The 22,038-nt window shown below is 53.1% G+C and carries 23 protein-coding genes; 3 read left to right on the top strand and 20 right to left on the bottom strand.

Annotated features, from left to right (window positions below; all coding sequences use genetic code 11):
- Positions 1 to 5: 5 nt before the first annotated feature.
- The 10 genes from dagF to pmbA all read right to left on the bottom strand — a co-directional run bounded on the left by dagF (position 6) and on the right by pmbA (position 7,593).
- A complete protein-coding gene (gene dagF / locus N0B36_RS10140) occupies positions 6 to 746 on the bottom strand; it encodes a 2-dehydro-3-deoxy-phosphogluconate aldolase (RefSeq protein WP_016151471.1) in 741 nt (246 codons plus the stop codon).
- The gene (locus N0B36_RS10135; protein ID WP_259687674.1) at positions 743 to 1,861 is read right to left on the bottom strand and encodes a DgaE family pyridoxal phosphate-dependent ammonia lyase; all 1,119 of its coding nucleotides are present in this window, start codon (positions 1,859 to 1,861) and stop codon (positions 743 to 745) included. Before N0B36_RS10135 ends, dagF begins: the two co-directional genes overlap by 4 nt.
- Positions 1,845 to 2,978, bottom strand: coding sequence for an amidohydrolase/deacetylase family metallohydrolase (locus N0B36_RS10130; protein WP_259687673.1), 1,134 nt, complete (start codon positions 2,976 to 2,978; stop codon positions 1,845 to 1,847). The genes N0B36_RS10135 and N0B36_RS10130 overlap by 17 nt, the downstream gene beginning before the upstream one ends.
- 58 nt (positions 2,979 to 3,036) lie before the next feature.
- On the bottom strand, positions 3,037 to 3,681 hold the full coding sequence (locus tag N0B36_RS10125; protein WP_003830379.1) for a DUF4310 family protein: 645 nt from the start codon (positions 3,679 to 3,681) through the stop codon (positions 3,037 to 3,039).
- Positions 3,682 to 3,692: 11 nt separating this feature from the next.
- Entirely contained in the window at positions 3,693 to 4,469 is a 777-nt protein-coding gene (locus N0B36_RS10120) for a DUF4311 domain-containing protein (RefSeq protein WP_005134210.1), read from the bottom strand.
- 22 nt (positions 4,470 to 4,491) lie between these two features.
- Positions 4,492 to 4,791 carry a DUF4312 family protein gene (locus N0B36_RS10115; RefSeq protein WP_016151468.1) on the bottom strand — a complete coding sequence of 100 codons (300 nt, stop codon included), beginning with the start codon at positions 4,789 to 4,791 and terminating at the stop codon, positions 4,492 to 4,494.
- Positions 4,792 to 4,793: 2 nt separating this feature from the next.
- Positions 4,794 to 5,156 (bottom strand): SFCGS family glycine-rich protein, encoded by a 363-nt coding sequence (locus N0B36_RS10110; RefSeq protein ID WP_003830384.1) that lies wholly within the window; start codon positions 5,154 to 5,156, stop codon positions 4,794 to 4,796.
- Between the two features lie 10 nt (positions 5,157 to 5,166).
- Positions 5,167 to 5,475, bottom strand: coding sequence for a PRD domain-containing protein (locus N0B36_RS10105; RefSeq protein ID WP_016151467.1), 309 nt, complete (start codon positions 5,473 to 5,475; stop codon positions 5,167 to 5,169).
- A gap of 330 nt (positions 5,476 to 5,805) precedes the next feature.
- Positions 5,806 to 6,192, bottom strand: a complete 387-nt coding sequence (gene cybC / locus N0B36_RS10100) for a cytochrome b562 (RefSeq protein WP_259687664.1) — start codon at positions 6,190 to 6,192, stop codon at positions 5,806 to 5,808.
- Positions 6,193 to 6,240: 48 nt separating this feature from the next.
- Positions 6,241 to 7,593 (bottom strand): metalloprotease PmbA, encoded by a 1,353-nt coding sequence (pmbA, locus tag N0B36_RS10095; protein WP_003830385.1) that lies wholly within the window; start codon positions 7,591 to 7,593, stop codon positions 6,241 to 6,243.
- 96 nt (positions 7,594 to 7,689) lie between these two features.
- On the opposite strand from pmbA, the gene yjgA reads away from it, so the two are divergent.
- Entirely contained in the window at positions 7,690 to 8,241 is a 552-nt protein-coding gene (gene yjgA, locus N0B36_RS10090) for a ribosome biogenesis factor YjgA (protein ID WP_016151465.1), read from the top strand.
- A 63-nt stretch (positions 8,242 to 8,304) separates the two neighbouring features.
- Here yjgA and N0B36_RS10085 read toward each other — a convergent pair whose 3' ends face one another.
- The 5 genes from N0B36_RS10085 to mpl all read right to left on the bottom strand — a co-directional run bounded on the left by N0B36_RS10085 (position 8,305) and on the right by mpl (position 14,072).
- Positions 8,305 to 9,621 carry a PTS sugar transporter subunit IIC gene (locus N0B36_RS10085; RefSeq protein WP_049283028.1) on the bottom strand — a complete coding sequence of 439 codons (1,317 nt, stop codon included), beginning with the start codon at positions 9,619 to 9,621 and terminating at the stop codon, positions 8,305 to 8,307.
- 6 nt (positions 9,622 to 9,627) lie between these two features.
- A complete protein-coding gene (locus N0B36_RS10080) occupies positions 9,628 to 10,317 on the bottom strand; it encodes a 6-phosphogluconolactonase (RefSeq protein WP_049283029.1) in 690 nt (229 codons plus the stop codon).
- Between the two features lie 16 nt (positions 10,318 to 10,333).
- Complete coding sequence (locus tag N0B36_RS10075) at positions 10,334 to 11,656, bottom strand: 6-phospho-beta-glucosidase (RefSeq protein ID WP_259687651.1); 1,323 nt, start codon at positions 11,654 to 11,656, stop codon at positions 10,334 to 10,336.
- Positions 11,656 to 12,408: a MurR/RpiR family transcriptional regulator gene (locus N0B36_RS10070; RefSeq protein ID WP_016151461.1), complete on the bottom strand. Its 753-nt coding sequence runs from the start codon at positions 12,406 to 12,408 to the stop codon at positions 11,656 to 11,658. Before N0B36_RS10070 ends, N0B36_RS10075 begins: the two co-directional genes overlap by 1 nt.
- A gap of 287 nt (positions 12,409 to 12,695) precedes the next feature.
- Positions 12,696 to 14,072 carry a UDP-N-acetylmuramate:L-alanyl-gamma-D-glutamyl-meso-diaminopimelate ligase gene (gene mpl, locus N0B36_RS10065; protein ID WP_259687650.1) on the bottom strand — a complete coding sequence of 459 codons (1,377 nt, stop codon included), beginning with the start codon at positions 14,070 to 14,072 and terminating at the stop codon, positions 12,696 to 12,698.
- Positions 14,073 to 14,247: 175 nt separating this feature from the next.
- Between mpl and fbp the strand changes: the two genes are divergently transcribed.
- Complete coding sequence (fbp, locus tag N0B36_RS10060) at positions 14,248 to 15,246, top strand: class 1 fructose-bisphosphatase (RefSeq protein ID WP_016151459.1); 999 nt, start codon at positions 14,248 to 14,250, stop codon at positions 15,244 to 15,246.
- A 52-nt stretch (positions 15,247 to 15,298) separates the two neighbouring features.
- On the opposite strand, the gene N0B36_RS10055 is transcribed toward fbp, so the two are convergent.
- From N0B36_RS10055 to ytfQ, 5 genes are all read right to left on the bottom strand, one after another.
- Complete coding sequence (locus tag N0B36_RS10055; RefSeq protein ID WP_080762979.1) at positions 15,299 to 16,411, bottom strand: methyl-accepting chemotaxis protein; 1,113 nt, start codon at positions 16,409 to 16,411, stop codon at positions 15,299 to 15,301.
- 103 nt (positions 16,412 to 16,514) lie between these two features.
- Complete coding sequence (yjfF, locus tag N0B36_RS10050; RefSeq protein ID WP_016151457.1) at positions 16,515 to 17,516, bottom strand: galactofuranose ABC transporter, permease protein YjfF; 1,002 nt, start codon at positions 17,514 to 17,516, stop codon at positions 16,515 to 16,517.
- Positions 17,503 to 18,525 (bottom strand): galactofuranose ABC transporter, ATP-binding protein YtfT, encoded by a 1,023-nt coding sequence (gene ytfT / locus N0B36_RS10045; protein WP_016155534.1) that lies wholly within the window; start codon positions 18,523 to 18,525, stop codon positions 17,503 to 17,505. Before ytfT ends, yjfF begins: the two co-directional genes overlap by 14 nt.
- A 13-nt stretch (positions 18,526 to 18,538) precedes the next feature.
- Positions 18,539 to 20,041, bottom strand: a complete 1,503-nt coding sequence (gene ytfR, locus N0B36_RS10040) for a galactofuranose ABC transporter, ATP-binding protein YtfR (RefSeq protein ID WP_046275826.1) — start codon at positions 20,039 to 20,041, stop codon at positions 18,539 to 18,541.
- 85 nt (positions 20,042 to 20,126) lie between these two features.
- Positions 20,127 to 21,083, bottom strand: coding sequence for a galactofuranose ABC transporter substrate-binding protein YtfQ (gene ytfQ, locus N0B36_RS10035; RefSeq protein WP_016151454.1), 957 nt, complete (start codon positions 21,081 to 21,083; stop codon positions 20,127 to 20,129).
- Positions 21,084 to 21,392: 309 nt separating this feature from the next.
- Here ytfQ and ppa point away from each other — a divergent pair, with 309 nt between their 5' ends.
- Positions 21,393 to 21,920 (top strand): inorganic diphosphatase, encoded by a 528-nt coding sequence (ppa, locus tag N0B36_RS10030; protein WP_003025726.1) that lies wholly within the window; start codon positions 21,393 to 21,395, stop codon positions 21,918 to 21,920.
- The last annotated feature ends 118 nt before the right edge of the window (positions 21,921 to 22,038 follow it).

Here is a 22,038-nt window from a genome sequence, read left to right as displayed (position 1 = left end):
GTCAGTTAGCCTACGCAGGCCCGGGTCATCGCCATCAGCTGGCGCACGTCGTCCGGTCGGGTGTTACCACTCACCTTATCAATAATCGAACTATAGATGTGAGGAATGATTTTGCTCACTCCGGCATCCAGGGCGATCTGCAAAATTTCAGTGAAATTATCCAGATCGATACCGCCGGTGGGCTCCAGCCAGAAGTCATGACGGGCGCAAGCCTGGGCGACTGCAATGTATTCCTCACGGCACTTCAGGCCACCCATTGGGAAGTATTTAATCGAGCTCCCCCCCATGTCTTTGAGCAACGCAATCGCGGTTTCTACCGGCACAATGCCGTCTGGCGTCTGGCTGCTCAGCGGACCGGTGGAGATTTTCACCCTGCCCGGAGTGCCGGTTGGCGAGACCAGACCGTTGACCACCGTCTCCTGCTGACCCAGCAGCGCGCGACTGGTCGCCACGCCGGTAAAGACCTGATTAACATGCTGTGGCTGCACCTGACGGGAGATTTCACTGACCATCGCCGACTGGTTTGGATCGCCCGCCCCCAGCCCCACGGAGAGGGCATTGTCGATAAGCGCTGCGTATTCACGCATATCCGCGACCGCGCTTGCGACATCCGGGTAATTTTTTGACAACACACCGACCAGCACGTGTCCTTCCGCCGCCGCGTAAATATCCCGGGCATTTTCTTTGGAGCCCGCCAGCACGTTCAGGCAGACGCGGTCGCGATAAAAGTTAGGGGTCAGTTTCATGCTTTTTTCTCCTGCGAAATCACTTCACCAATTCGACGGGCCACAATCTCCAGTTGCGCGCGATCCACGCTGCGCACATCGGCTTCGATAATGCCTTCGTTAGCTTTGTAACCACGGAAGTAAATCGCGTACTCTCCCTGCTTGAGCGCGTCGACCAGTTCACCTGTGGCGATGCCGGTTGCCGCTTCGTCAAACTTAATTTCCGTGCGCGCGATGTCGCGCCCTGCGCTGTCCCACACCACGCGGGCGCTTACGCCGTGAAGCTGGTTTAACGCATTAATGAACGGCGTCATTTTCTCGACCATCTCCGCGCCGCTCTCTTTCTGCGCGTTCAGATACAGTTCGATGGCGCAGGTCAGGCCAAGAATCCCCTCTTTACCCACCTTCATCGCCCGGCCAATCCCCGCGGTCTGGCGCTTCACCCACTCAACGTATTGGGTTTTGCCAATCACCAGGCCGCTGGTTGGCCCTTCAATCGCTTTCGCACCGCTATAAATCACCAGATCCGCACCAACCCGGTAGTAGCACTGCAAATCCTCTTCCGCCGCCGCATCCACGATTAGCGGCAGATTATGCGTACGCGCCACCACCGCAGCCTGTTCCACGCTGAGCATACTTTTCTGGACGCAGTGGTGAGATTTGATATACAGAATGGCCGCCGTGCGTGGCGTAATGGCCGCCGCCAGCTGAGTGGCGGAACATTCGTTGGCATAACCCGCTTCCACGAGCTTGCCGCCGCCGAGCGCCACCATGGTGCCAACCGGAGCGCCAAAGTTGACGTTGTGGCCTCTGGGCAGCACGATTTCGTTGTTCTCGATCGGCGCGACGTGCAGGTTCTCCAGCAGCCAGTTGCTGTCCTTAACCAGCACTCCAGCCACTGACAGGGCGATTCCGGCCGAAGCGCAGGAGACGACGGTTGCCCCTTCCACCTCCAGCAATTTCGCAATGTAGTCACCGGTCTTATTGACCAGGTCTTTCATCTCAAAATATTGATTCATCCCCGCCATTGCGGCCTCAACCACTTCTGGTCGTGGCGTAGAAACGCCGAGCGCCGTCATGCGGCCTGAGGTGTTAATCACCTGTTTTAAATTGTATTTCTCAAAAATCGAAGGCATGTTCCGCGCTCCCTTGTTCGGTCATATAGCCCTTGCCCGCACGTATTGCGGCAAGCGGCACCAGCAGTTGTTCAGCCTGCAGGCTGTCGTTTTCTGCATCTACCAGCACGGTTGGCTGGCGCTTAAGCGTAAAGAGGGTTAAATCGGCATCCAGACCAACCTGCAGCCGCCCTTTCTGTTTCAGGCGCAGACCATCGGCGGCATTGGCAGTAACGCACTCAATGACCTGCGGGAGCGACATCCCAATGGCGAGAAATTTCGACATCACATTCGCCAGGGAATACACCGGGCCGCTGATACGGTTGCGACAATAAATATCGGAGCTGATGGTGTGCGGCAAAATGCCCAGACCGATAGCGCGTTTTGCCACCGCAAAGCTCAGGCTGGCGGTGCCATGCCCAACGTCCAGACGCACACCGCGTGAAATCGCCCGCGTCACTGACGCCCGCAGCTCGCCTTGCGGCGTCAGAATGCGGTTCGGCTTACCGTTGTAGCAGTGGGTAATGATGTCGCCCGCGGTCAGGCGTTCGGCGATCTCATCCAGATCCGGCGGATTGTTGCCGATGTGCGCCATCAGCGGCAGGTCACCGTTCTGCGCTTGCATCGCTTTGGCGCGCTCCAGCGGCGTAATGCCGTTTTCACCGACCACGCTGCTGCTCATGCGCGCCTTCAGGCCGACGATAAAATCAGGATGGCGCTTCACCGCCTGTCGCACCGCATCGGCGTCAATGTTGGCCATATTAGCCAGCTCGTTCTGGGCGATAAGCCCAACGCGGGAGATATTCAGCAGCGCATACACTTCGGTGGTCGCTTCCCGGGTCAGGGTATAAAAATCATCGATATCATCCGCCCCGGTACTACCCGCATCCACCACCGTGGTAACGCCGGTAGCTATACCGACGCTGTCCGGCTGGTCGTGATAAATCGGGGATTTCGGATAGCAGTGAACGTGGGAATCAATCCAACCTGCGCTGACGTAGTACTCGCCGCCAAGTTCGATGGTTTTCAGCGCCGGGCCATCAACGTCGCCCAACGCCGCAATTTTGCCGTCTTTGAGCGCAATATCGCTCACCGTATCGTCAACGAGGCGCGCACGGCGCAGGAGTAAATCAAACATCGCTCTCTCCTTTGCCGGATGGCGGCGCAACCGCCTCATCCGGCCTACAAATCAACAGTTAGCTAATGGCAATCGGGAAGATGGACCCGAGGATCATCGCCCCAAGGATCGCCCCGCCGGTGATCGGTTTCTGCCACAGGTAAAACAGCAGCGCGCCCGCCAGTGAACCGATGCCGATAGGGATAGACGCCGTCATCGCGCTGAGGATAATCAATGGTCCGAGGAAGCGGCCGGAGGCGTTACCGGCCCCCATCATGACATCCGCACCGTAGGTCGAGTCGCTCTGATTGATGGTGAACTTACGCGCCAGAATAATGATGTAGCCAATCGCCAGACCAATCACCAGACCGGTGACCAGCGACGCTGCGAAGTTGGCAACCGGGAAGATAATACCTGCGCCCAACAGCAGCGCCGGAACACCTAACCCGACCCCGGTCTGAATCGCCCCGCCAATATCCAGAATCCCCACCAGCGAACCTTCAATGATGCGGGCAAACAGGAAGCTTGCACCAAATGCCGCCACCGCCCCGTAGGAGCCGGTGTCCATTCCCGCCTTCAGCATCGCCACAAAAGCGACTTCGTTAAATGCGCCAATACCGTACAGGTAGTACATGTGCGTTCCGGCAAATACGCCAGAGGAGAGCAGGCCAACGAAGATCGGGAACGACCAGTCAGCGAACCAAAAACCTTTATTCTGTTCCATGATGGCCTCCGTTATTTGCCGCTGAGCGAGTTGTGGATCAGTTCGAGCCAGTTAGGCACGGTCAGATGGAAGGATTCGATCATCTTCATGTCGAAGCCGCGGAAGAAGCCGCTCAGGACAAACAGCGCGACGATAGCCACCATCATCACTTTAGTGACGTGGTTCCAGCCGCTCTCTTCCACGCCTTTACCGATCAGAATGCCAAGGACCAGACCCGGAACGGCGTTGCCCATAATCAGCTGCGCCGCGCCGCCAAAGACGGTGGCCCAGAAGCCTGATTTTTTACCGGCATCGATCGCCGCCAGCCAGAAGATTACTGGCATTACGGTGTTAACCAGCAGGTTAGCCGCAGGCACCAGCACCTTGACGGCAGTCACCTGCAACGCTTCCGGTACGGATGACGCCGTGAGGTTCAGGAAGGTCACGACGATCATCCCGATAACGCCGCAGGCAATCGCCATGCGCTTGGGATCGTGCAGCGTTTCACCGACGTTGCGGTTTTTAACCATCAGCGCAGCAGCGCCCCAGTTGGGGATGATGCGATGGTCGACGTCCTGAGTGAACGCCCCCGCCGCAACGGAGGAAGCCCAGGCGTTAAAGAAGAAGCCCAGGCCGAACGAGAAGTGAGAAGCCGGATCCCCTTCGCAGGAATTCAGTTCTCCCAGAGTACGAAACGCGCCCATCCCTTGAGTGGTAGGCGCATGAAACATGCGTGCAGCCCCAGCGCCGACACCGACGCCAACCAGGCCGCCGATGATGAGCGATTTTATTAATATTATCAGGAACATAATTATGCCTTTTAATAAAGAATCAGCGTTGCGTAACGAAATCCACCTTGTCGAGATTGATGGCAGTCACGTTGACGGTCACGTCCAGCTCCACGCTGAAGGTGCGTCTTTCCCGGCGCAAAAAGAGGAATAAAAATGCCTCTTTGCGCACCGATTCACGCGCTTGAACAACCTGCACATCCTGTGGCTCAATACGCAGTAAGATATGCGGCGACGCTTTCATCACCGCAGCCTGAACGTGGTTCAGGGCATCGGCAAAGGCGCGCGCTTTGGCCTCGCCCTTGCCAGTGACTCTCACCGTGGTGGTGAATTGTTCTTTCATGCTTAAGCGCCGTGTTTCTTTTGCCACGCCTGTACCAGGCGCTCACCGAGTTCTTCTTTGTCCATAAAACCGAACCCCAGCACGTTGCAACCTTCGTTGATGGCCGTGACCCCTTCATCAACCGAGCGCATGCCGTATTTCGCCTTGTAGCCGTATTTGGTCTGCGCGGTAATCGCACCCGCGCCGCCACTGCCGCAAAACGAGATGCCAAAGGTGGCGTTTTCCGCTTTCATCACGTCACCCAGCTTCATATCTGCCGCAACGCCCGGCACCACAACCGCACGGCCGCCCGCTTTCTCAACGCCTGCCGCCACTTTCTGGCCTTTACCCAGACGATCGCCAATCACTACGGTAATCTGTTCCATCTTTTGCTCCTTAAAGGTTGTCTTTCGCGACTTCGAAGTGCACCGACAGCAGCCAGGCCTCTTCCTCAGGAAGATTGCCAAACTCAGCGACCACGTCACGGGCAAGCGCCATTGATTCGGCAGAAATTTCATCAAACAAGCTGGCATCGACTTCTGGTAAGGGTTCACCCGTTACCGAGCGGTGCGCCATGGCGCGAACATGCGACGTCAGCATCTGTTCCTGTACAGCGTTGGGAATAATGTGGCGTTCACGCAGCAAGGCATACACCTGCGCCAGCATGCGGTCGGCCAGTTCCACCGATTCCCCCATATCATTCATTACAGCTCCGTTATTCACTCGTCTTACCCCACTAGTGGCTCTGAGGGTAACTTAGCGGCGGGGGTTAAAAGTTTGTAGCGAGTTGTTTTCCACTTCGAAGTGGAAAGGGGCGCAGCGATAGTGATCTGTGCCGCAAAAAGGGCCGGGACCACGATTAATCACTGGAAGAATGTGATTGAGATCGCAAGAGTGAGCAGCAAAATGGAAGGAAATGCGAACAATGAATGGACGATAAAAATGAAAAAATGTGATGGGGATAGCGTTTACTTATGGGATGCAGGGGCGCAACGTCTTATCCGGCCTACGGTTATGCAGGCCGGATAGAGTAGATTAGCGGAACTTCTTGTGGTTTTCGTTGCGCGTTTTTTTCAGGTCTTCCGCAACGGCTTTCGCCTCTTTGACTTTACCTTCGTTCGCCAGTTTAAGCGCGCCGTCAATCTGACCGATCAGCGTGTCAAAGCCGTGGCGGAAATCTTTCATCTCCGCACTGTCCGGGGATTTGCTCTCCAGCTTCGGCGGCGTTCCCTTTTGAGCATCCAGCGCGGCTGCACGCATTTTGGTCAACGCGTCTTTCAGTTCAGTCGCATTGTCCGTTTTTTCGACGATCTTCAGGTTGTCGTTGAGGATCCCCATGTCATCTTCGAGATCGGCTGCAAACGCAGAAGAACCAAGAATCAGCGTTGAAGCCGCGACGATCGCTAACAGGTGTTTACGCATTGCTCACTTCCTTTTTTATTATTAAAAAAATTAACGCCTTAACGAGTATCATTGCCCGGCGATTTTCATCTCCGGTAACAATACCGAACCACACTGAATATTACTGCGCGTTTCAATATCGTTGCCTACGGTCACAATATTGCGCCACATCTCTTTTAAGTTCCCGGCGATGGTAATTTCACTCACCGGATACTGAATTTCGCCGTTTTCGACCCAAAAACCCGCCGCGCCGCGCGAGTAATCGCCAGTAATGCCGCTTACGCCCTGCCCCATCAGCTCGGTAACCACAAGACCTGTGCCCATCTCTTTGAGCAACTGCTCGAAGCTTAGACCCTGTCCTGGAATTCGCCAGTTGTGGATCCCGCCCGCATGACCGGTGCTCTTCAGTCCCAGCTTACGTGCGGAATAGTTGGTCAGCAGCCATTGGGTCAGCACGCCGTCTTTAATAATGTCACGGCGTTCGGTCCGTACGCCTTCGCTGTCGAACGGCGACGACGCCAGCCCTTTCAGCAGGTGCGGATGTTCTTCAATAGTCAGCCATTCCGGCAGAATTTGTTTGCCCAGCGAGTCGAGCAGGAAGGTGGATTTACGGTATACCGAACCACCGGCAATCGCGCCGACCAGATGTCCGAACAGCCCAGTCGCCACTTCGTTGGCAAAAATCACCGGCGCTTTCATGGTGGAAAGTTTACGCGGAGAGAGGCGAGATAAGGTGCGGCGAGCACAGTCTGCCCCCACCCATTCCGGCGTTTGCAGATCGCCCATCGCCCGGCCAATGGTGTAGGCGTAATCACGCTCCATATCGCCATTTTCTTCCGCGATGACGCAGCTGGAAAGAGAATGACGCGTAGAGCAGTAGCCCTGCAGCATCCCGTGACTGTTACCAAACACTTTGATGCCGTAGTGGCTATTAAAACTGCCGCCTTCGGTATTGGTGATACGCTTATCGGCCTGCAGCGCCGCCTGTTCAGCGCGGGCTGCCAGTTCGATAGCTTCGTCAGGGGAAACTTCCGCCGGGTGGAACAGATCCAAATCGGGCGCATCAAAGGCCAGCAGTTCTTTATCTGCCACGCCCGCGCACGGGTCCGGTGAGGTGTAACGTGCAATATCCAGCGCGGCCTGCACGGTACGTGCAATCGCCTGCGGGCTTAAATCGGTGGACGATGCGCTGCCCTTACGATTTTGGTGATAAACCGTAATCCCCAGCGCGCCATCGCTATTGAATTCTACGTTCTCCACTTCACCATAACGGGTGCTGACGCTAATACCCGTGGTCTTGCTCACAGCGACTTCCGCGCCATCCGACTTACCTGACGCTAATTCCAGTGCCGTCGAGACCGCTTCTTCCAGAATCTTACGCTGCGCTTCAACTTGTGAGATTACTTTCATCGCAAATGCCATAATGTAGAGAGAGTTTCTCTGAAGTCTAACAGAGAACCGTTTTTCAGTGCGCATCTTAACTGGTAACATTAGCCTCTTTTTTTTAAGGAGCCTGACATGACTAAGCAGCCCGAAGACTGGCTCGACGACGTTCCCGGTGATGACATCGAAGACGAAGACGATGAAATTATCTGGGTCAGTAAAAGTGAAATAAAACGTGACGCCGAGGAGTTAAAACACCTGGGTGTGGAACTGGTAAAACTGGGGAAAAACGCGCTGGATAAGATCCCGCTCGACGCGGATTTACGTGCCGCGATTGAGTTGGCCCAGCGTATTAAGATGGAAGGTCGCCGCCGCCAGCTGCAGCTGATTGGCAAAATGTTGCGCCAGCGCGATGTTGATCCTATCCGTCAGGCGCTGGACAAGCTGAAAAACCGTCACAACCAACAGGTTGTACTGTTTCACAAGCTTGAGCAACTGCGCGATCGCCTGATCGCCGAAGGTGATGATGCGGTAGCGGAAGTGCTGAACCTGTGGCCAAACGCCGATCGCCAGCAGCTTCGTTCTCTGGTTCGCAATGCGAAGAAAGAGCAAGAAGGCAACAAGCCGCCGAAATCAGCACGTCAGATTTTCCAGTATCTGCGTGAACTGGCGGAAAACGAAATCTAATCTCTTCGTCTGCAGAAAGTGCCGGATGATGTAAATACTTCATCCGGCCTGGATTCTGTGCTCTTACTGCTGGGGCTGCATTTCGCCCATAGCGTTCTCTGACTGGCTCTCTTCATGCAGATACTGCTTATCTAAAATCTTCACGAACGGTGTATAAATCGCGGTGGCGATAACCAGATTCACGGCCTGTAAAACAATGCCTGAAATCCCGGTGGTGAGGAAACCAGAAATAAAGATCGGCGTTGTCCATGGAATGGAGATACCAGAGGTGGGGGGAACCCAGCCGAATGCGATAACCACATAAGTAACCGTACACAGCACCATTGGGGTAATGATAAACGGGATAAGCATCAGCGGATTAAGCACGATTGGCAAACCAAAAATAACCGGCTCATTAATGTTAAAAATTGCCGCCGGTGCCGCCAGCCGTGAGAGCTGCTTTAATCGCGTACTTTTGGCAACCATAAAGATGCTAATCAACAGTGCCCCGGTAAAACCCGTACCGCCGGCAATCAAATAGACATCCCTGAACTGCTGAGTAATGATGTTGGTCGCTACCAGCCCGGCCTGAGTTTGCGCCAGGTTCTGCGCACTGAGCGTTTGCCAGATAGGCCCCATTACGGATGTCATGATAGAGTCGCCATGGATCCCAAAGAACCAGAAGAAACTGATCATCATCTCAGCAATCAGTTGCGATAAGAGGGAATTCCCCAGATACAGCAACGGCTGTTGCAGCATGACGCTGATAAATTTCCCCGGCGTACCAAAAGGCGTGTTCTCAAACAGTACCTTGACGATAATCCAGAACAGTAGCACTAAGAAGATAGGTACCAGCGATTTAAACGACCTGGCAATCTCTGGCGGGACACTCGCAGGCATCTTGATGGTGAAAGCCCTGTTTTCCAGAAACTGAACCACCTTGATGGTGACCACAGTAACGATAATCCCTAAGAACATCGATTCAGAGCTAAAGTCGAGCAGCGCGTAAGCATCGGCGACGATTTCTCCCGATCCTGTCGTAATATGACCAGGCGACATTAAGAAGAAGATCGCCACCGGTAAAATAGCGGAACTTTGGCTGAGATTAAGCTTTTCAACTAACTCCTTTGAGAAGGTGATAATCACCAGCAGCGTCATTAATCCGTAGCTGGCGTTAATCCCGTAATTGAGCTTATCCAGCACGCCGTCCCCTAACAGCGAACTCATAAACTCGTGATAGCCGTTAACAGGAAAGTTGGTTAACAATACGAAAAATGAACCGACAATCAAAAAGGGAATCAGGGCAATAAACGCATTTTTTAGTGCGGTCAGGTAGATGTTTGACGAGATTTTCTCGGCCAGTGGCAACATCTTTTGTTCGAGTAGAGAGGTTATGCTCATGCCCGCTTACCCTATAAGGTTTTTTGTCACGTAATAATTAACCTGCGGGAACTGCTTGATATAGATGGCAGGAACCTGAGTGTGGTGCGCATCGCCGTTAACAATCTCCTGATAAATATCTTTTTTCGCATCGTGGTTGATGATAACAATCACCTTTCCAGCCTTGATGATTTTATTCATCCCGACGGTAATACCCTCGGTGAGGGTGACATCTCCGGAGAAGTATTTATGGCTGGCGACGTTAATTGTTACGTCATCCAGTTGAGTTTGTAGATAATCCTCATCAAACGGCACGCCCGGCTCGTTTAAGCCGATATGCCCGTTCATTCCCACGCCCAGAATTACATAGTCAAACTCTTCACCGTTGAGCGCGGTTTGGTAATGGGCAATATTTTGTGCCGTAGAGGCAAACGGATTGAAATGGACTAACCGCACCGGATAGGCACATTTGTGCACAAAGTCCTGATTAATCATGTTCAGACAACTGCCATCTGATTCGCTGGGCACGTTGACCCACTCATCCAGCGCAAAGAAGGTAAGGCGTTCGGCAAACGGTGTCGCTGCCAGTGCTTCGTAAATCCAGTGAGGCGTGCTACCGGAGGGGATCAGCACGCGAGAATGTGGTTTGAGCGCGGATAGCTCACTAACGACCTGTTCAGCCAGCGCGGCATTGGTATCAAACGTTGTACATTTCATCCGTTTCTTCTCGCTATTAAAGTGATTCAATCTTTTTGGCGAATAAAGGAAGATACTTTTTATTGGCCAGCAGCATCTCTTTGACTAACGCCACACCCGAAGTATCGCTTGAGCATAATGGGTTGAAAATAAAGGCTGAAATAAGCGCTTGATAATCGCCGGTGGCGGCGGCTTTAACGATCTGCGATTCATAGTCTTTCATCATGGAAACAATCCCTTTCGCAGGAGATGGGATCTCGCCAGTACATATCGGAATCGGGCCATTACGGGTAAGCACACAGTTCACTTCAACTACCGCCTCTTCCGGTAAATTAGTGATAGCACCGCCGTTACGAACGTTGACGGTTTGAATGCTCTTATCGTCGAGGTAAATAGCGCGAATAACGTTCAGCGCGGCGGTGGAATAAAGCGCACCGCCGCGGGCTTCCAGCTCTTTAGGCTTATCCTGAAGCGTAACGTCGCTGTATTTTTTAAACAGTTCGGCTTCGATATTTTTGACGATCTCACCCCGTGATTGCTCGGCTGCTTCCTGCTCGGCCAGCATTTCAGTCGTCTTGAGGTAGTATTTTAAATAGGAAGAGGGGATCAGATTGGTGGCGGCCAGCAGCTCTTTATTAAACTGCTCATTGCTGATGTTTTTAAAGCTCAGTGCATCAACGTCGGCGGCGTTGATTATCTCGATGGCTTCGCGGGTACGGTCGACGCCGTTATGCAAAATTTTGGTAATAAAGTTCATATGGTTGGAGCCTTTGAACTCGACGTATAAATCCTCTACGTTGGCATTCAGCAGCCCGGCCACCTGATGGGTCATATTGACAGGACCATTGCACAGGCCGATGACTCGATTGTTGTTGCTGTATTTGAGTACCGCTTCTGTCACCATGGAAGCTGGATTGGTGAAGTTAATCAGCCAGGCGTTTGGACAAATCGCCTTCATTTCATTCGCTATTTCAATGATGACCGGAATGGTGCGCAGAGCTTTGAACATCCCGCCCGCACCGTTGGTTTCCTGGCCAATAAAACCGTATGACTTCGGCAGTTTTTCATCAACGATTCGGGCATCGATACCACCGACGCGCAGTTGAGTCACCACGAAGTCGGCACCCAGCAGCGCTGTTTTGCGGTCAAAAGTTTGGATGACATCAATTGGTAAATTTGCTTTGGCAAGCATTCTTTTGGTGAGATCGAAAATGATGTTCATTTTCTCTTTACCCATTTCAACGTCGACAAAAGCGATGTAAGAGATGGGAAGCTGGTGGTAGTTTTTAATTACCCCTTCAATCAGTTCTGGCGTATAGCTGCTACCCGCGCCAATCACCACTAGTTTTAGTTTTTTCATTAGTCTTCTACTTTTGAATTAAATTTCAACGACACTTTTCTGACATTGGATAAATGGAAAAGCATAATATCTACGATGGCTATCTGTATCGGATAGCTTATATTTTCGAAAGCAGTATCTTTAATAATGGCGTTTTTGTAGATCAAGACTGCATCGGCCTTAAGCGCCAGCGTAGAGTTTTCCCGGCTGGTAATCGCGGCCACCTTGATGCCGTTTTTTCTGGCATTAAAAATTATCTCTTCCAGCATTTCTGACTCACCGCTGTTGGAAACAATCAGCATACAATCGTTAGCGGTCAGAAAGCGGCTGCGGACATTACAGTTGGTGTAGTCGGTTTCATTGAGGATATTAAAGCCCAGCACCATCAAATTATAGCTAACATAGTTCGCCACGCTATCTGATGTACCGTATCCCCAGGTGATAATCGTATTGCAGTCGGACAAAAAATCACAAAAGACTTTGACTTTATTCTCAGACACTCTGGTTAAAGCATCCTGCATTTCTTGTATATATTCGCTAACAAACGCGTTATGGTGCTGCGAGTTTTGCGATCTGGAGAATACGTCCCGAATGTTGACCTTAAACTCCTGGAAATTATTAAAGCCTAATTTCTTTACCAACTTAGAAATAGATGGCGCGGTAGTATAAACGCGATCTGCCAGTTCATGAATTTTCATTTTATAAACATCAGCAGGGTTCTCCTGACAGAATTTATAAACTCGCAGTTCATTATTGGTTAAATTTTTTCGCATGGAGCGCACCTTTTATTATGTGGCACTTGCGCCACATTGGCTCTCGAGGGGATATTAGCAAGGGAAAAGCGGAAATAGATTTTATGATTTAGAAATTAATTTCTGCGATCTGAGTTATAAATTTCCATATGGAGGCTTCCCATTCCGTTGAGAAGTATGGCGTAACCAGAAGGCCGGATGGCAACGGAGATCGTGCTCCTGAGAAAGTGCCGGATAACGGTGTAAACACCTTATCCGGCCCACAACGGTTCGTAGGCCCGGTAAGCGTAGCGCCACCGGGCATTTTTTTACTCTTCTTCTGCCTGGGCTTTCTTCGCCAGGCCATCCAGCAGTTTTTGATGGATGCCACCAAACCCGCCGTTACTCATCACCAGGATGTGATCGCCAGGCTGTGCAGTTTTCACCACCATATCTGCCAGCGCATCCACATCGCCGCTCCAGTGCGCAGGCTGAACGCAGGCTTCAGCGACTTCTGCTACCTGCCACGGAATATGCGGGGGTTGCAGCAGGAACACTTCGTCCGCACGCCCTAACGACGGCGCCAGGTCATCTTTGCACAGGCCCATTTTCATGGTGTTCGAGCGTGGTTCCAGCACCGCGATGATGCGCGCCGTGCCACCTACTTTACCGCGCAGCGCCGCAAGCGTTGCCAGAATGGCCGTTGGGTGATGGGCGAAATCGTCATACACCGTCACGCCATTGGCTTCGCCGCGCAGCTCAAGACGACGACGGGCGTTGATAAACGAGCCCAGCGCATTGGCTGCATCCGCAGGCACGACGCCAACATGGCGCGCGGCAGCAATCGCCATCAGACCGTTGTGCATGTTGTGCTCGCCTACCAGGCCCCACTTCACCACGCCAACATTTTCACCGTCCAGCCACACTTCCCATTCGGATGCATCAGTGGTCAGCTTTTTCGCCTGCCAGTGACCTTGTTCGCCAACCAGCTCTTGTTCACTCCAGCAGCCCATCGCCATCGTCTGTTTCAGATTGATGTCGTTTTCCGGGTAGATAATGCGTCCCTGGCCCGGCACGATACGCACCAGATGGTGGAACTGTTTCTGGATCGCTTTCAGATCGTCAAAGATATCCGCGTGATCGAACTCAAGGTTGTTGAGGATCAGCGTACGCGGGCAGTAATGTACGAATTTAGAACGCTTATCGAAGAAGGCGCAATCGTACTCATCCGCTTCAATCACGAAGAAGTCGCTCTCACCCAGGCGCGCGGAAACCTCAAAGTTACCCGGTACGCCGCCGATCACAAAGCCAGGCTTATAGCCGCAGGCTTCGAGGATCCAGGTCGCCATTCCGGCGGTGGTGGTTTTGCCGTGCGTCCCCGCAACCGCCAGTACCCAACGATCGCGCAGCACAAAGTCATGCAGCCACTGCGGGCCGGACATGTACGGAATGTTCTTTTCCAGCACCGCTTCCACACACGGATTACCCCGGGTCATGGCATTGCCAATGATCACCAGGTCCGGCAGCGGATCGAGCTGGCTGGCATCGTAACCCTGAATCAGATCAATGCCTTGCTTCTCAAGTAAGGTACTCATCGGCGGATACACATTGGCGTCCGAACCGGTTACTTCATGACCGAGTGAGCGCGCCAGCATCGCCAGACCGCCCATGAAAGTGCCACAAATTCCCAAAATATGAATGCGCATACGTCACTATCCTTTTTTAATCTGGGGGCCATTTTACGCACATGTCCGGCAAGTGAGAAACGCATTTCAGGATATTCCGTAGTTTGCTGGCGCGATTCACCTAAGCGCGACAATGGAAATATTTGTTAATATTGTTGCGGTCGCTTTACTCCACATAAATTGCAGGGAAAGTGTTATGAAAACGTTAGGTGAATTTATTGTCGAAAAGCAGCACGAGTTTTCTCATGCTACCGGTGAACTCACTGCTTTGTTGTCGGCAATAAAGCTGGGCGCCAAGATCATCCACCGCGATATCAACAAGGCCGGTCTGGTCGATATCCTGGGTGCCAGCGGTGCTGAGAACGTGCAGGGAGAGGTTCAGCAAAAACTCGATCTGTTCGCGAACGAAAAACTGAAAGCTGCACTGAAGGCGCGCGACATTGTGGCGGGCATTGCCTCGGAAGAAGAAGATGAAATCGTCGTCTTTGAAGGCTGTGAACACGCAAAATATGTTGTGCTGATGGATCCTCTGGATGGCTCATCCAACATCGATGTTAACGTCTCTGTCGGTACGATTTTCTCTATTTATCGCCGCGTAACCCCAGTCGGCACGCCGGTCACGGAAGAGGATTTCCTGCAACCAGGCAACAAGCAGGTTGCTGCGGGCTACGTTGTTTATGGTTCTTCCACCATGCTGGTGTATACCACCGGCTGTGGCGTACACGCCTTCACCTACGATCCTTCTCTGGGCGTATTCTGCCTCAGCCAGGAACGTATGCGCTTCCCGGCGAAAGGCAGCACGTACTCCATTAACGAAGGCAACTACATTAAATTCCCGAACGGCGTGAAGAAGTACATTAAATTCTGCCAGGAAGAAGATAAGTCAACTCAGCGCCCGTACACCTCGCGCTACATTGGCTCTCTGGTTGCGGATTTCCATCGTAATCTGCTCAAAGGCGGGATCTACCTGTACCCAAGCACAGCCAGCCACCCGCAAGGGAAGCTGCGTCTGCTGTACGAATGCAATCCGATGGCCTTCCTGGCCGAGCAGGCGGGCGGCAAAGCGAGCGATGGTAAGGATCGCATTCTGGATATCACCCCGGAAAGCCTGCACCAGCGTCGCTCCTTCTTCGTAGGTAACGACCATATGGTTGAAGATGTAGAACGCTTTATCCGCGAATTCCCGGACGCGTAATACGCTTTGCCGGATGAGACGTGTTAACGCCATCATCCGGCAAATTTATCCCCTACGCCGTTTGTACTTTAAACGCCGCCATTGCTTCGAGCAGCGCATGTGACTGCTCTTCCAGCGAGCGGGTAGCCGCTGAAGATTGCTGTACCAGCGCCGCATTTTGCTGCGCCGTTTCATCCATCTGAATCACCGCGATATTCACCTGCTCAATGCCGCGACTCTGTTCCTGCGACGCGCTGGCAATTTCACGCATCAGTTTGGTCATGCGCATCACTTCATTGGCAATCTCATCCATGGTTTCGCCCGCCTGCTGCGCCAGCTCGCTGCCTTCTCCCACATGGGTGTGTGAATCGCTGATTAACGTGCGGATCTCTTTTGCCGCCTCGGCGCTGCGGCTGGCCAGATTACGCACTTCACCCGCAACGACCGCAAAGCCCCGCCCTTGCTCACCGGCACGTGCCGCTTCAACAGAAGCATTGAGCGCAAGGATATTAGTCTGGAAAGCAATACCGTCGATTACGCTGAGGATGTCGGCGATTCGGCTGGAACTGCCGGAAATATCGCGCATTTTCTCAATCACATAGCACACCATCTCACTGCCGCGATCGGCGGTATCCGACACCGATTTTGCCAACTGGTGTGCCTGTTCCGCGTTTTGCGCATTCTGTTTCACGGTCGCCGTGAGTTCTTCCATACTGGCGGCGGTCTGCTCCAGCGAAGTGGCTGTCGATTCAGTACGTTGCGCCAGATGCTGGTTCCCGGCCGTCAGCTCACGGCTACCAATATCAATTTGTAAACTGGCATCACGGACACGCTGTACCGAGTCGCCCAGCGCATGGCGCATTTCATCCATTGCCGCGTTCAGACGGTTGAATTCGGCGCTGGCCGACAGCGAGGTAACCGGCGACAAATCCCCCGTCGCCAGGCGTTCCAGTTGCTCAACCATATTATCCAGCGGCTTGAGAAACTTATTTCGCAGCATGAACCAAATCACCGCCAGCAATGCGAGGGCAGCCAACATCGAGGCGCTCATAATACCGTGGTAAATCAACGAAGTAATGATACGGGTAGAGGCATACAGCCCCATACCGCCGGTCAGCAACAGAAGGAACGTTAGCAGAGACAATAACACCAACAAACTTGATCGAATTGAAAGGGATTTTGGCATCGTTATATTTCCGGTTGTAGGGTTAAAACAGACCTGTACAGAACCTATCGACTACAACCGGAAAAAGTTTAGGTATTTAAATGTTTATTGAAAAATCAGGATGTTACTTTGGTGTTGCCGCCGTCCCCACTCGGGTTACTGGCGAGCTTTGACGATTTTCCCAAAGTACCGTCAGACCGCGCTGTAAGGCAATAAAAATAAACAATAAAATGCCAATCGCGATCTTCGTCCACCAGGAACTTAATGTGCCGTCAAAATTAATGTAGGTCTGGATCAACCCCTGAATGGCGACACCAAACAACGTTCCTAACACCGTACCGACCCCGCCGCTCAACAGGGTTCCGCCAATCACGACTGAGGCAATCGCATCCAGCTCAACGCCGACGCCCGCCAGCGCATAACCCGCCTGGGTGTAAATTGAAAAGACAATGCCAGCAAGCGTCGCAAGCCCGGTCGACAGCATATAGATACGGATGGTCGTGCTGCGGGTTGAGATCCCCATCAGGTTGGCAGAGGTGGCGTTGCCGCCAATCGCGTAAACCTGATTACCAAAGCGCGTACGGTGCGCCAGGAATATGCCAATGACGACTACCGCCAGCATCAGCAATCCCATTGCACTCAGGCGACCGCCGCCGGGAATTTTCCATGCCAGGCTTGAGAGCATGTCATAAACCGGATGGTTAATTGGGATCGACTCTTCAGACACCAGATAGCTGACGCCGCGCAGGAAGAACATTCCCGCCAGGGTAATAATGAATGCTGGGATCTTCAGCGCATCAATCAGTAACCCCATAAACGCGCCAAACGCGCAGCCCATCAGCAGAATCAGGGGAAACGCCAACAGCGGAGATATACCCCAGTAGCCAATGGCCTTCGCCAGAAATACGCCGGTAAACGCAATCACCGAGCCAACGGACAGGTCGATCCCGCCAGAGAGAATCACGAAGGTCATGCCCACGGCGATGATGCCCAGAAAAGCGTTATCGGTCAGGATATTGCAGATAACTCTGGTTGAAGCAAAAGCCGGAAACTGTGTCAGGCAGTAGAGGTAACCTAGCACAAACACGCCGAGGGTGATCATCAGCGGTAAATTACGTTTTATCATGACCACGCACTCCTTTTATCAGGCTGATAAAGCGTTGTGATTGCACGACCAGCACACACAACACCACCACGGCTTTGACCACTTGATTTAGTTCTGGCGGGAAGCCCGACAGTAAAATCCCGGTGTTCATGCCCTGAATAATCAATGCCCCGACCACCGACAGCAGCAGATTAAAGCGCCCGCCCATCAGCGAGCCACCGCCGATAACTACCGCCAGGATGGCATCCAGTTCCAGCCACAATCCGGCGTTATTGGCATCTGCCCCGCGGATATCCGCCGTGACGATAATGCCAGCGATAGCCGCACACAGACCGCTCAGCACATAGGTAAGCATCACGATAATGCGCGTGTTCACCCCGGCGTTTTTTGCCGCACGAATGTTGATGCCTACCGCTTCAATAAACATCCCCAGCGCCGTTTTACGCGTCAGTAGCCAGAACACCACCAGCGTTAACAGTGCAATGATCACTGGCGTGGGGAACAGTAAGAGCGAGCCGCTGCCAAACCACGACAGTTCGGGCGAATTGAAGGTGACGATCTGCCCGGAGGTGATAAGCTGCGCCACTCCGCGTCCGGCCACCATCAGGATTAGCGTGGCAACGAACGGTTGGATTTTGAGGATTGCCACCAGAATCCCGTTCCATAACCCTGCCAGAATGCCGGAGCCTAAGGCGGCAAGCAGCACCACCGGCAAACTGTGCCCGGCCACCGTCATCGCCGCGGTGGTGGCACCGGCAATAGCCATGACGGCGCCTACGGAAAGGTCGATGCCGCCGGTGGCAATCACCAGCGTCATGCCAATCGCTAACAGCGCCACGGGGGCGGCACGGTTGAGAATATCAATCGGGCTACCGAACAGCCGACCATCTTGCAAAATCACCTGATAAAAGTGCGGCGCGACCAGGCTATCCACCAGCAGCACCAGCAGTAGCGCCACCAGTTGTGGCATGCCCTTTGGCCAGCGGAATCGCCGTTGCGGCGGAGTGGATTGAGGGAGAGATTGAGGCATCACCATAGTCTCCTTAGGCCGCAATGGCGTTCATGATCGCCGGCACGGACAGTTCAGCCAGCGGGATCTCGGCCACCTGTTTGCGATCGCGCATAATAATGACCCGATCGGCATAGCCCACTAACTCTTCCAGTTCGGATGAAATCACCAGCAGCGCCAGACCATCCGCGCACAGCGTTTCGATCAGGCGGATGATCTCGGCATGCGCGCCGACGTCGATCCCACGCGTGGGTTCATCGAGGATCAGGAACTGCGGTTTGGTCAGTAACCAGCGCGAGAGCAATACTTTTTGCTGATTGCCGCCGGAGAGGAATTCGATCGGCTGTTCAGCGTTGGGGGTGCGAATTCCGAGCTGGCGGATAAAACGCTCGGCAATCTCATTTTGTTCTTTCCGCGGAATAGGCCGCAGCCAGCCACGCTGCGCCTGTAATGCCAGAATGATGTTTTCACGCACCGAGGCGGCGGCGATAATGCCATCCGTTTTGCGATCCTCCGGACAGAAGCCGATCCCCAGACACGAAGCCTGATGCGGCGATCGCAAGGTCTGCGCTTTGCCTTTGATCAGCGCACTGCCGCTGTCGGCGGGTTTAATACCGAAGATCACCTCCGCCGTTTCCGTTCGCCCGGATCCCAGCAGTCCAGCGAGACCGACGATCTCACCAGGACGCACCTGAAGATCAAACGGCGCGATGGTGCCTTTCTTGCCAAAGTCGCTAAAGGCCGCCACTGGTTTATCACTCAGCAACGTACGGCCCGCACGCTGTAGCGCATGGGTATCCAGTTCGCGACCCAGCATCATTTTGACCAGTTCGATCTGTGGCAGTTCGCGGGTTTCACGGCAGCCAACGAAGCCGCCGTTACGCAGGACGGTGATGCGATCGCTGACCTGATAGACCTGATCGAGGAAGTGGGTAACGAAGATCAGACTGACGCCCCGATCGCGCAGATGCCGCATCAGGCCGAACAGCATTTCTACCTCCTGGGTATCAAGACTGGCGGTGGGCTCATCGAGGATCAGCACTTTCGCGGAGAGATCGATCGCCCGACAGATGGCGACGATCTGCTGCATCGCCACGGAAAAGCGGTTCAGCGGCTCGCGCACGTCGAGGGAAAAACCGTATGACGCCATCAACTCCGTCGCGCGTTTTTCCATCTGCTTGCGCAGCAGCAGACCAAAACGCCGCGGTTCACGGCCAATAAACAAGTTATCCGCTACCGACATATTGGGCAGCAGATTCACTTCCTGATACACGGTACCGATCCCCAACTGCTGGGCATGGGCGGTATTTTTGGGGGAGATAGGCTGGCCTTCGAGCCAGATCGTGCCGCGATCTGCATGGTAAACGCCGGTCAGCGCTTTGATCAGCGTCGATTTACCGGCTCCGTTTTCTCCCAGCAGCGCCATAATCTCACCGCGACGCAAGCTGAAATCCACGTTATCCAGCGCTTTGACGCCGGGAAAGAATTTGCTTAATCCTTCGGTGCGGAGGATTTCCTGATGGGGGTCGGTGGTCATGGCATTCCTCCGGTACGAAATCACGGCCTTTTCGTCGGCCTGATAAGCGCAACGCCATCAGGCCTACGGAAGACCGGCAGCAAAACTAGTAGCCCATGTTTTTCTTCTTCTCTAACTCTTCTTTCGCCGTATCCGGCAGATAGAGGATCGACTTGGTAATGGTCAGCTTCTCAGGCATCGTGCCGTCTTTTTTGAATTTCTCCAGCGCGTCGAATGCCGGACCTGCCATATTCGGCGTCAGCTCGACGCTGGCGTTGGCTTCACCGTCAATCATTGCTTTGTAGATATCCGGAACGCCGTCGATGGAACCGGTCAGAATATCTTTGCCGGGTTTCAGGCCTGCTTCTTTAATCGCCTGGATTGCCCCGATCACCATGTCATCGTTATGGGCGTAAACCATGCAGATGTTCTTGCCATTGTTTTCCGCTTTGATAAAGCTCTCCATCACTTCTTTCCCTTTACTGCGGGTGAAGTCGCCGGACTGTGAGCGGATAATCTTAATGTTTGGCGCGTTGGCGATGGCTTCAGCAAACCCTTTTTTACGATCGATGGCCACGCTGGCCCCGACGGTCCCTTGCAGCTCAACGACGTTACACGGCTTGCCGTTCACTTGTTTAATCAACCAGTCGCCGATCAATTTACCTTCCAGCACGTTGTCGGCGGTGACCGTGGTCATATAGAGAGATTTGTCTTTTACATCGATGGAACGATCGAGCAAAAAGACCGGAATGTCGGCATCTTTAGCTTCTTTTAAAACCGGTTCCCAACCCGTTGCCACGACCGGCGCAATAAAGATGGCGTCAACGCCCTGCGCAACAAATGAGCGAACTGCTTTAATCTGGTTTTCCTGCTTTTGCTGGCCGTCAGCGATTTTCAGCGTAATACCACGCTTTTCAGCCTCGCTTTTCGCAACGTTGGTTTCTGCGGCGCGCCAGCCGGATTCAGAGCCAACTTGCGAAAATCCTACGGTTAAAGGGGCTGCCATTGCCATAGACGACATGGCTGCCGAAACTGCTGTGACTAAAAGTAAGCGCTTCCACATAAGTGCGTCCTCGTAGGGTGATTATTGTTGGTTAATAAACCTTCGCGAAAAAACTATAGACAATTGAGCATGTAACGAATTGCGTTACATCACACTTCAAAAAAGTAAATAAAACGTTAATCACAACTTTGTAATCGCTTTCATCTCGCTATGAAAAATGCGGCTGAAGATATGGATTTTTCTGTCACGGGAGAGGGGTAAAAAGAAGAAAATGAGCGCAGAGAAAGCGAAAACAAGCGGAGACATTCAGCGCGAGTTGGCTATAATACCCGCCACTTGTTTGCCATAGCTTATTTAAAGGAAACAGACATGAGCTTACTCAACGTCCCTGCCGGTAAAGACTTGCCGGAAGATATCTACGTTGTTATCGAGATCCCTGCCAACGCAGATCCGATCAAATACGAAGTTGACAAAGAGAGCGGCGCCCTGTTCGTTGACCGCTTCATGTCCACCGCGATGTTCTATCCGTGCAACTACGGTTACATCAACCACACCCTGTCTCTGGACGGTGACCCGGTAGACGTTCTTGTCCCGACTCCGTACCCGCTGGAGCCAGGTTCAGTGATCCGCTGCCGTCCGGTTGGCGTGCTGAAAATGACTGACGAATCCGGTGAAGATGCGAAACTGGTTGCGGTTCCGCACACTAAGCTGAGCAAAGAATACGATCACATCAAAGATGTGACCGACCTGCCGGAACTGCTGAAAGCGCAGATCACCCACTTCTTCGAACACTACAAAGATCTCGAAGCGGGCAAATGGGTAAAAGTTGACGGTTGGGACAACGCTGAAGCCGCTAAAGCTGAAATCGTTGCTTCTTTCGAGCGCGCGAAGAAGTAAGTTCGCGTTAGCTTAAAACCCTGAACGCCAGTCTCTGGTTAGTAAGGGTTTTTAAATTTCTACGTTCTACCACCTCTCCCCTTCGCTGTTTTCTTTTTGACCTACCAGAATGGGTAGT

Origin of the sequence: Citrobacter sp. XY323 (assembly GCF_025106035.1) — a bacterium.
GTDB classification, from domain to species: Bacteria; Pseudomonadota; Gammaproteobacteria; order Enterobacterales; family Enterobacteriaceae; genus Citrobacter; species Citrobacter braakii.
Note: the sequence above shows the minus strand (reverse complement) of the source record. Positions and strands in the feature narration are given on the sequence as shown.